The organism is Hydrogenimonas sp. (genome assembly GCF_029933015.1).
Lineage (GTDB): Bacteria > Campylobacterota > Campylobacteria > Campylobacterales > Hydrogenimonadaceae > Hydrogenimonas.
The window spans coordinates 1-10,671 of the sequence record NZ_JAOZOZ010000055.1 but is presented as its reverse complement, the minus strand read 5'-3'; the positions used below and the strand labels follow the sequence as shown (position 1 = coordinate 10,671).

The following is a 10,671-nucleotide window of genomic DNA, read 5'->3' as shown; positions in this document are numbered from 1 at the left end:
CGTACTCTTCGGCCAGAAAGTTGATCTCCGCCGCCGTCAGAGCCTTGACGTGAATGTCGGGCAATGCTTTCTTGATCGCCTTGAACATTCCCAGATACCACTCCAGCCCCGCTTCGGGATTGTGGGCCGAGACGATGTGCACCTCCTTGCCGCCCCGCTCCCACGTATGCCTGGCGATCTCCACGATCTCCTCCACCGGCATCGTGTAGGGGTTGGGGTTTTTCCGGCTGGCGCTGTAGGCGCAGAATTTGCAGACATCCTTGCAGACGTTGGTCGGGTTGATGTGGCGGTTGATGTTGAAGTAGGTTTTTTTGCCGTGCAGGGCCCTGCGCTTTTCATCAGCCAGCCTGCCCAGCGTATAAAGATCGAGATCGTAGAGTTTCAGCGCGTCCTCGAGGCCGACACGCGCACCGCTTTTCACTTTTTCAACAACGTCCATACCAACATCCCGTAAAAATTTTTCGGTATTATACCTTATTGGAGGTGAACAGGAAACGGTAAAGCGTGAACGGAATCCATCTCCTTTTTCCATTCACTGTTTACCGTTCACCGTTCACGTAAAAAAGGAGTGTTTTTGGACCTGAACATCGCCATCGAGGAGCTGCTCGACAAGGAGGCGGAGGATTTCGAGATCTCGAAACTCCTCAAAAAGGAGATCAAACACTATCTCGACAATCTCGAAGAGATCTTCCAGCAGACCCAGGGCAAAGCTTTTCTGGTCCACCACACCCGCAAGATCGACCGGTTTCTCTCCATCATCTACCGTGTGGTGCTGCGCAAGATGTTCCGCGAGTTCCAGCCCATGCGTAACTCCGTCCCGATCGCCCTGATCGCACTGGGCAGCTACGGCCGCGAGCAGCTCTGCGTCCACAGCGACATCGATCTGATGATCGTCTACAAGGAGACCCCGGGATACAACATCAGGGAGATCATCGAAAAGATCCTCTACATCGCCTGGGACGCCGGTTTCCATCTGGGGCACCGGGTCCACGAAATCTCCGAGCTTCCCGACGTAGCCAAAGAGGATATCACGATCAAGACGGCGCTGATGGAGTCGCGTTTCATCATCGGCTCCAACTTCATCTGGATGGAGACGCAGCGGCAGCTGGGCGTCATCCGCCGCCACGAGCCCAGAGAGTACGTCCTGAGCAAACTCAGTGAATCCGAAAAACGGCACCTCAAACATCCCCTCACGATGGAGCCCAACATCAAAGAGTGCGTCGGCGGCATCCGCGACGCCAACCTCGCCTTCTGGATCGCCTCGGTACGCCACAACGTCTTCCGCCTGCGGGAGTTGGTGGGCAGCGTCATCGACGAGACCGACTACACCGAGTACCGGGCGGCGCTGGAGTTCATCTTCCGGGTGCGGGCGGCCCTGCACCTGACGGCGAAAAAGAAGGAGGACACCCTCCGCCTCGATCTGGTGCCCGATGTCGCCACACTGCTGGGCATCGAAAAGAAAAACCCGAAAAAGGCCCAGAAGGAGCTGGTGAGCCGCACCCTCCAGTCGCTGGACATCATCCGGAAAAAGAGTTCCTACTGGATCGGACTGCTCAGCCGCCCCTACCTCTACGAAGCGTCCCATATTCCGCTTCTGAGGAAGGAGTTCGTCGAGCCGGGCATCTTCCGCTGTCAGGACACCCTCTACGCCAGACGCGGCCTGAAGCCGAAAACCTTTCTCCACTACCTCAAACTGCTGCTGAAGGAGGCGGCCCTCTATCCCGTCGTCACCGACGCCTCTTTCGAACATCTGATCGATCGGACCGAAGTGCCCAAAAGCAAGGGCAGACAGCTCGTCGGCGCCATCCGGCAGATCTTCTATCTGCCCCACAGCGCCTCGGTGGTCAAAGCCCTCTACCGCAGCGGCAAACTCCCCCAGACGATCCAGCCGATGAAACGGATCATGTACCTGCCCCAGTTCGACGGCTACCACCACTACCCCGTCGATCTGCACTCCTACCATACACTGCTGACCCTGGACAATCTCCGCCACGACCTGCTCAGACCGATGTTCGACGCGCTGGATCGCGACTCCAGGGCGATGCTCAAACTGGTGGCGCTCCTGCACGACGCCGGCAAAGGACGCATCCGCGACCACCGGGAGGTGGGAGCCGATCTCTTCAAGGTCTACGCCCAGAAACTGGGCTTTCCCGAGCAGCTCGTCAAAGAGGGGATCCTGCTGATCCGCCACCACACCCGCATGACCGACACGATCCACAACGAGGACATCTACGACGAATCGACCGTCAGCCGCTTCGTCGCGCCTTTGAACAACAGAAAACTCCTCGACATGCTCTTCATCCTCACCTACTGCGACGTCAACGCCGTCGGTGAAAACGTCTACAACACCTTCACCGAAAGGATGCTCAAGACCCTCTACTTCGCCGCCGTCGAAATCCTCGAGAAACCGGCGATCGTCGACGAGACGGCCAAACGCCTCCGCAGGGAGCAGGCGCTCAAAAAGCTGCCGGAGTTCAAGGCCCTCCCCCGCTCCCTCCAGAAAAAGATCGCCGCCATCGAATCGAACCTCTTCTTCATCAAACACACGGCCAGGGAGATCCTCGAGATCGCCAGCCGCGCCCGCTCCGTCATCGACTACGACATGCAGATCACGGCGGGCGAAACCCTCAAGATCGAGATCTACCGCAAAATCCCCATCAATCTCGGCTATCTGCTGGGCAAGCTGAGCCATCTGGAGCTGGTGACGATGGAGATCTTCAAACTCTACGACGGCGTCAAATACTTCGTCCTGGAGTTCAACGACACGATCACCCCCGAAGAGGTCCCGATGGTCGAACAGATCATCCACGACTCCTTCGATATGACGAAATCGATCAAACTGACCAGACCCGTCATCAAACCCAAAGAGATCACGATCGACTGCGAGCACACCAAAACCTACGCCCTGATGCAGATCAAGACCGCCAACCAGCGCGGCCTGATGGCCTACGTGGCCCACTACTTCGACCTGCTGGGCATCGACATCGCCACGGCGGTCATCACGACCCGCAAACATCGGGTCAACGACCTTTTTCTGATCGAAAAAAACGGGAAATTCTGTACCAACAAAAAGAAGATACTGGAAGAGCTTACGAGCGAAGAGTAGAACTCATCTCAAAAATCCCAATGAACGGGGAAGCGGTATAGGGGCTTTTGGAAGTGCTCCGAAAGCCGAGAGGCTTTCGGAAAAAGTCGGCTCAGTGGCCGGTGGAGCAGGCGCTGACGCCCGGAGGTGTGGTGGGCTGGATCGCTTCGTTGCTGACGCCGCCCTCTTCGTTGATCTTTTCGATGATCTGCCACAGATCCTCGGCCGCTTTCATGTAGCGTTTGGCCGTTTCGCTTTCGGGGTAGTGGTAGGTGATCGGCTTGCCTTCGTCGCCGCCCTCGCGCACCGCCGGCTCGATCGGAATCTGCGCCAGGAGTTTGCTGTCGTACTCTTTGGCGACCGCTTCGGCGGTACCGCGTCCGAAGATATCGCTCTCGGTACCGCAGTTGGGGCAGATGAAGCCGCTCATGTTCTCCACGACACCCGCGATCGGGATATGGAGTTTCTTGAACATGTCGAGGCTTCGGCGCGAATCGTCCAGAGAGACTTTCTGCGGCGTCGTGACGGTGATGCCCGCCGTGACCGGCACGCTCTGGGCCAGTGTCAGCTGCGCGTCACCCGTTCCCGGAGGCATGTCGATGACCAGTACGTCCAGATCGCTCCAGAGGATGTCCCGCAGGAACTGCTCGATCGCTTTCATGACCATGGCGCCGCGCCAGATCAGAGACTGCCCCTCTTCCATCAGGACACCCATACTCATCACTTCGACACCGTAGGCGTCGATCGGTTTGACCTTGTTGCCTACGACGTCGGGACGCATATCCTCGATACCCATCATACGGGGAATGTTGGGGCCGTAGATGTCGGCGTCCAGCAGGCCCACTTTCTTGCCTTCCATCGCCAGGGCGATCGCGAGGTTGACGGAGGTCGTCGATTTGCCGACACCGCCTTTGCCCGAGCTGACCATGACGAAGTTTTTCACCTGCGGCGCGATGTTCTTGCCGTGGCTGGAGGTTTCGCGGGGCATCTTCGGCTGCTGGATCATCACGATCACCTCCGAAGCGCCTTCTCGCATCAGCTTTTCGCGGATCTCGTCTTCGAGCTGCTTCTTCACTTCCGGCGCGCTGGACGTGATCTCGATGGTCACGGCGACGCGGCCGCCGTCGATTTCGATATCCTTGACGAATCCGAACGTGACGATATCTTTCGTAAATCCGGGATAGGTCACGGTGGACAGTATCTCTTTGACTCTTGATTCGGTCATTGACTCATTCTCCTGTAGTGTTTTTTGAATCGGCAAAATATACGCCTTTCACCCTTGATCGTTTCTGAAAATCGGTGATTAGTTTCGACAAGGAGAGACGATCAACGGGGAAAGGCGCCAAACGCGCCTTTTACGCCCCGATGGAGGACATCGTGTCGCCATGGGCGTCGACGATATCCTGTGTAATTTTGTAACTGCAGAACTTCGGTCCGCACATGGAGCAGAACTCCGCTTCCTTGAAGACATCCTGCGGCAACGTCTCGTCGTGGTATTCGCGGGCCCGATCGGGGTCGAGGGCCAGCTCGAACTGCTTGTTCCAGTCGAATCGGTAGCGTGCGTCGCTCATGGCGTCGTCGATATCGCGGGCACCTTTGCGTCCTCTGGCGATGTCGGCGGCGTGGGCCGCGATCTTGTAGGCGATGATCCCTTCGCGCACGTCGGCCGCGTTGGGAAGCCCCAGGTGCTCTTTGGGGGTGACGTAGCAGAGCATGCTCGCCCCGTGCCAGCCGCCCACCGCCGCGCCGATGGCGGAGCTGATGTGGTCGTACCCCGCGGCGATGTCGGTGACCAGCGGCCCCAGGATGTAGAAGGGGGCCTCGTGGCAGTACTCCCGCTCGAGCTTCATGTTGCGCTCGATCTGGTTGAGCGGCACGTGGCCCGGGCCTTCGATCATTACCTGGACATCCTTCTCCCACGCTCTGAGTGTCAGTTCTCCCAGAACCTTCAGCTCGTTGAGCTGCGCGTCGTCGCTGGCGTCGTAGAGACACCCGGGGCGCAGGCTGTCACCCAGGGAGAGGCTCACGTCGTACTTGCGGCAGATATCGAGAATGTCGTCGTAGGCGGTGTAGAAGGGGTTCTCTTTATGATAGTGCATCATCCACGCCGCCATCAGCGATCCGCCGCGGCTGACGATCCCCATCTTCCGTTTTGCCACCATCGGCATGAACCGCAGCAGGAAACCCGCGTGAATCGTGAAGTAGCTCACCCCCTGTTTCGCCTGCCGCTCGATGACGTCGAGCATCGCGTCGATCGTGAGATCCTCGATCCTGTTGTTGCAGTCGTGGAGGATCTGGTACATCGGCACCGTACCGATCGGCACGTCGGCGTGCTTGATCACCTCCTGCCGGATGGCGTCCAGGTCTCCGCCGGTGGAGAGGTCCATGATCGTGTCGGCACCGTACTTCTGGCACACTTTCACCTTCTCCACTTCGCCCGCCGCGTCGCTGGCGACTGCGGAGGAGCCGATGTTGGCGTTGATCTTGCAGGTGGCCGCCATGCCTATGGCCATCGGTTTCTGATGGACATGGTTGATGTTTGCGGGAATGATCAGCCGCCCTCTGGCCACTTCGCTGCGGACGAACTCGGGATCGAGTTTCTCGACCTTCGCCACATAGGCCATCTCTTCGGTGACGATCCCCTGTTTGGCATAATACATCTGTGTTCTGACTTTGTCGTTTTCACGCTTTTTCACCCAGTCTTGTCTCATGGTTCCCTCCAAGTAAAACTGACAAAAATTATCACAAAAAAGATAAAAGCAAGCTTTTCTTATGTATACTTTCGTAACACCTAAGGCTTTTTAGGAGATAATTTGTCCGATTTAACCCTGGTCCTTCTCGCAGCGGGCGAAGCGACCCGTTTCAAAAAACCCGTCAAAAAACAGTGGCTGAGGATCGGAACCGATCCTCTCTGGCTTCATGTCCTGGACGCCTTCCGCGCCATGCGCCTCTTCCGTAAAGTGATAGTGGTGGGCCACGCCGACGAACTTCATTATATGAAAAGGCATATCGACGACAAAAAGGTCCGTTTCGTCACCGGAGGCACCAGCCGACAGGCTTCTTTGGTCAATGCCCTGGAGAGTGTGGAGAGCTCCCTGGTACTGGTCAGCGACGTCGCACGGCCCTGTGTCGACAAGGCGATCTGCAAGACGCTGCTGGCCGCCATCGAAACGGCCGACTGCGCCGTCCCCACCCTCCCCGTGCCCGATACGGTCTGGTACGACGGAGAACCCATCGACCGCAAACACCTGTTACGTATCCAGACACCCCAGCTCAGCCGCACCGAAATTCTCAGAAAAGCCCTGAAAAGCGATATCGAATTCACCGACGAGAGCAGCGCGATCCACGCGGTGGGCGGAAAAGTAGCATTCGTCGGGGGCGACGCCTCTTTGCACAAGCTCACTTTCGCCGAAGACATCGCCCTGCTTCCATGCCTGACACCTCCCGACAGGACGGCCCGCTACACCGGCACCGGTTACGACGTCCACGCCTTCGACCGTGAAACTCCCGATCGTCCCATGAAACTTGGCGGCGTGACCATCGACGTACCCTACAGTTTCAAGGCCCATTCCGACGGAGACGTGGCGATCCACGCCCTGATCGACGCACTGATGGGCGCGGCCGGCATGGGAGACATCGGCGAACTCTTTCCCGACACCGAAGCGGCCTGGGCTGGAGCCGACAGCGCGAAACTTCTGCGGCATGTCGTACACCTGCTGACCCACACCGGTTTCGAGATCGTGCAGGCGGACCTGACCGTCATCGCCCAGACCCCGAAAATCGGTCCCTACAAAGACGCCATGCGATTCAGGCTCGCCGAACTTCTCGGTATCCCGCCCCAACGCATGAACGTCAAGGCGACGACGACAGAAAAACTCGGTTTCGTCGGGCGCAAAGAGGGTGTGGCCGCAGAGGCCTCCTCGACACTTCGATTGTTCGACTGGACAGAACAGGATGGTGAATCATGAAAATACTGATAGTGGAAGACGAAATCTATCTGGCCCAGAGCATCGCGGGCAAACTGATCGACTTCGGACACGAGTGCGACATATACGCGGCCGTCAACGACGCGCTGGAGCAGAAGGCACGCTACGACGTCATACTTCTCTCGACCAACCTTTCGGGACAGGATTTCTACCCGATCATCAAAAGTTTCGCCGACGAGATCATCCTGCTGATGGTTTCGTATATCAGCAACGACACGGTGACCGACCCCCTCAAAGCGGGCGCCCACGACTATATCCAGAAACCCTTCATGATCGAGGAGCTGATCCGCAAGATCAACCACTACCACGATTTCAAGAAGCTGCAGAAACGGTGCGAATTCTACGAAGAGTATCTCGACCATCAACTGGGCAACATCCAGCTGCCCGATCCCATCGCCCATCCGCTGCCGCTGATGGTCAAGACCAACTACCAGAAGCAGGCCGACGCCTTCGCCTTCGCCCTGGCAGAAGAGCTGGAGAGGCCTCTGAAATATCTGCCTCTGAGCAACGCCTCCTCCTTGACGGCCCTCGAAAACCTCCCGCCCGACTATATCGCCTACATGCCGGAGTTTCAGACACTCAAAAAGAGCGAGAAAGAGGCCTTTCTCGAAGCGGTCATGGGCAGGGACGTGATCGCTTCCACCACCGAAAAGTTCGAAGAGGAGGGGCTCGACACCATCGAACTGGTCAGCGAGCATAAAATCTTCGACCGCACCGAAATCCTGACGATCGACGATTATGTCAAGTTCATCATCCACAACTACCAGAGCAAATTTCCCGATACCGAACTGAGCAAAAAACTGGGAATTTCACGCAAATCGCTCTGGGAAAAGAGGAAAAAGTATGGCATCTTCAAGAAAAAGTGACAAGACCCTCTACATCGACCGGGAAGCCCTCTCGACCCTGGCACTCGTGCAGGAGGGGCTTCTCAAACCCGTCGACGGACTCATGGACAGGAAGACCGCCGAAGAGGTGACCCGGACGAAGTGCTACAAAAAGCACAGTTTCCCTTTTCCTTTCATTCTCGCCCCCAAAGGACGGCGCAACGAAGAGATACTCAAATCCCTGGAACCGGGTGAGAGAGTGACGCTGATGGTCGACCACGAGCCGGTGGGGTGGCTCGAGACGAAAGAGGTGTTCGAGATCGACCCCCAGATGCGGGTGCAGGAGATCTACGGCACCCAGAGCCCCTCCCATCCGGGCGTCCAGGCGACGCTGAAGCGTCTGGGCCACTACGCCGTCAGCGGAAAATATCATGTAGAGTATCCGAAATACAGAAAGATCAAGGAGCTGATCTCCACGGCGAAAAACCGCATCGGCGCCAAACAGACGAGTGCCCTGATGATGGCCGCCCGCCCCCTCCACCGCGCCCACGAACGGCTCATCCGCACGACGCTCGACCGCTCCGACCTGGTGGTCATCTTTCTGCTCAAACCCTACCAGGAGGACACGACGCTCCCCTACGAACTGCGCCACCGCTCGATGGAGTATTTCGTCAAGAACTACCTGCCGGCCAACCGTGTCATCATCGTGCCGCTGGAGTACACCTACATCTTCGCCGGCTACAACGAGGTGATCCTCGACGCGCTGGTGGCCGAAAACTTCGGATGCGACGAGCTGGTCATCGGACAGAACCACGCCGGACTGGGAAGCTTCTACGACAAAAACCGTATCCAGTCGGTCTTCGACCATCTCAGAGGCTTCAAGATCCATATCCAGACCGCGCCGGAGTACTCCTACTGCGACATCTGCATGACCCTGGTGAGCAACAAGACCTGCCCCCACGGCGAGCACCACCACATCTCCTACCACGCCGACTCGATCCTGGAGCTCCTCAAAGCGGGCCTGATGCCCCCGGCCGTGCTGATACGCAAGGAGATCTCCGCGATGATCCTGGCCCACCTCTTCCCCAACCGCTTCGAAAACCTGGAGAAGATCTACTACGACCTGATGCCGGGAAGCGGCCTGCTGGAGAGCCAGAGCGAAGAGGATTTCTATATCAAGCTGATGAAGCTGTATCAGACGACTTCTTTGAAGTGAGTGAAAAGTTAAAAACGAAAAACTAAAAGTTGAGGATGCGTGCTTTGCACACTTTCATCTTTTGAATAGAAGGGAGCGCAAGCGACCTTCCTGAATTTTTCACTTTTCACTTTTAGTTTTTCACTAAAAATTGGAGGTTTTACGATGAATTTTCAGGAAAAGCTCTTTCTCGCCGGGCTGGGCAGCGGCCTGCTTCCCAAAGCGCCGGGGACGTGGGGTTCTGTCGTGGGGCTCGTGCTGGGTATCGCGATTTTGGCCTATTTTCCGGTGGAAACCCTCTTTCTGCTGACGATTCTCATCTTTCTCTTCGGCGTGCGGGCCACCGACGTCTACGAGGCGCGCACAGGGATCCACGACGACAGCCGCATCGTCGTCGACGAGATAGCCGGGATGTGGCTGGCGCTCTGCATCAGCGGGGCGGCGCTGCCCGCGGCGGTGCTGAGCTTTCTCTTTTTCAGGCTTTATGACATCTGGAAACCTTCGATCATCGGTCGGATCGACCGGGACGCGCCGGGAGGATGGGGCGTCATGGGCGACGACATGATCGCGGGGGCCGCCGCCGGGCTCTCGAGCGCCCTGGTGCTGCAGGGGCTCTCACGCCTGGGTGTGGGCTTCTGAGATGGCGCTTCCCGACGCCTTCGTCGAGCGGTTTCGCGCCGTCTATCCCGACATCGCCGACGAACTTCTGGCCACGTTCGAAACCCCCAAACCGGTCTCTTTCCGCGTCAATCCGCTCAAAACCGAAGCGGGCGACGCCGTCGAAAAACTGAAAGCGGCCGGCTTCACCCCCTCTGCCGTCCCCTGGTACCCCTACGCCTTCACGGTCCCGGCACAGCAGCGCGACGCCCTGACCCGCTCGCCGCTTTTCGAAAAGGGAGAGATCTACATCCAGAGCCTCAGCTCCATGCTGGCTCCTCTGGCTCTCGACCCGCAGCCCGGCGAAACGGTGCTCGACCTCACCGCCGCGCCCGGAGGCAAATCGCTGATGATGGCGGCACAGATGGAAAACGAAGGGTGGCTCTCGGTCGTCGAACCCGGCAAAGACCGCTTCTTCCGCCTCAAAGCGAACCTCGAAAGAGGCGGCGTCACGATCGCACACCACTACATGACCGACGGGAGGAGCGTGGGGGCCAAATGCCCGGCGATGTTCGATCGGGTCATGCTCGACGCCCCCTGCTCCACCGAGGCCAAATTCAAGGCGTGGGACGCCAAAACCACCGCCTACTGGAGCGAAAGGAAGATCAAAGAGATGGCCAAACTCCAGCAGAGGCTGATGGAATCGGCCGTCAGAAGCCTCAAACCCGGCGGCCTGCTTCTCTACGCCACCTGCTCCTTCGCCCCCGAAGAGAACGAAGCGATCGTCGACAAAGCCCTCAAAAAACATCCCGAGCTTCGGGTGGAGCGTATCGACCTTCCCATCGAAAACACCCGTCCGGGCCTTTTGAAATGGGGGAAAAAGCGTTACGATCCGGAAGTGGCGAAATCTCTGCGTATCCTGCCGACAAAAGAGATGGACGGTTTTTTTCTGTGTAAACTAAGGAAATTGTCGTCATAATATAG

The 10,671-nt window shown here is 57.8% G+C and carries 9 protein-coding genes; 6 read left to right on the top strand and 3 right to left on the bottom strand.

Annotated features, from left to right (window positions below; genetic code table 11):
* On the bottom strand, positions 1–439 hold a 439-nt coding region (locus tag Q1K23_RS05285), incomplete at its 3' end, for a radical SAM protein (RefSeq protein ID WP_300363048.1).
* A gap of 135 nt (positions 440–574) precedes the next feature.
* On the opposite strand from Q1K23_RS05285, the gene Q1K23_RS05280 reads away from it, so the two are divergent.
* Positions 575–3,106 (top strand): HD domain-containing protein, encoded by a 2,532-nt coding sequence (locus Q1K23_RS05280; protein ID WP_300363047.1) that lies wholly within the window; start codon positions 575–577, stop codon positions 3,104–3,106.
* A 91-nt stretch (positions 3,107–3,197) separates the two neighbouring features.
* On the opposite strand, the gene Q1K23_RS05275 is transcribed toward Q1K23_RS05280, so the two are convergent.
* Both Q1K23_RS05275 and thiC read right to left on the bottom strand, forming a co-directional pair.
* Positions 3,198–4,310, bottom strand: a complete 1,113-nt coding sequence (locus Q1K23_RS05275) for an Mrp/NBP35 family ATP-binding protein (protein WP_300363046.1) — start codon at positions 4,308–4,310, stop codon at positions 3,198–3,200.
* Between the two features lie 130 nt (positions 4,311–4,440).
* A complete protein-coding gene (gene thiC, locus Q1K23_RS05270) occupies positions 4,441–5,796 on the bottom strand; it encodes a phosphomethylpyrimidine synthase ThiC (protein WP_300363044.1) in 1,356 nt (451 codons plus the stop codon).
* Between the two features lie 102 nt (positions 5,797–5,898).
* Here thiC and Q1K23_RS05265 point away from each other — a divergent pair, with 102 nt between their 5' ends.
* From Q1K23_RS05265 to Q1K23_RS05245, 5 genes are all read left to right on the top strand, one after another.
* Positions 5,899–7,053: a bifunctional 2-C-methyl-D-erythritol 4-phosphate cytidylyltransferase/2-C-methyl-D-erythritol 2,4-cyclodiphosphate synthase gene (locus tag Q1K23_RS05265; protein ID WP_300363043.1), complete on the top strand. Its 1,155-nt coding sequence runs from the start codon at positions 5,899–5,901 to the stop codon at positions 7,051–7,053.
* Complete coding sequence (locus Q1K23_RS05260) at positions 7,050–7,937, top strand: response regulator (protein ID WP_300363041.1); 888 nt, start codon at positions 7,050–7,052, stop codon at positions 7,935–7,937. Before Q1K23_RS05265 ends, Q1K23_RS05260 begins: the two co-directional genes overlap by 4 nt.
* Entirely contained in the window at positions 7,915–9,111 is a 1,197-nt protein-coding gene (locus Q1K23_RS05255; RefSeq protein ID WP_300363039.1) for a sulfate adenylyltransferase, read from the top strand. The genes Q1K23_RS05260 and Q1K23_RS05255 overlap by 23 nt, the downstream gene beginning before the upstream one ends.
* A 144-nt stretch (positions 9,112–9,255) precedes the next feature.
* Positions 9,256–9,729, top strand: a complete 474-nt coding sequence (locus Q1K23_RS05250) for a phosphatidylglycerophosphatase A (protein WP_300363037.1) — start codon at positions 9,256–9,258, stop codon at positions 9,727–9,729.
* Between the two features lies 1 nt (position 9,730).
* Positions 9,731–10,666, top strand: a complete 936-nt coding sequence (locus Q1K23_RS05245) for an RsmB/NOP family class I SAM-dependent RNA methyltransferase (RefSeq protein ID WP_300363036.1) — start codon at positions 9,731–9,733, stop codon at positions 10,664–10,666.
* Positions 10,667–10,671 lie beyond the last annotated feature (5 nt).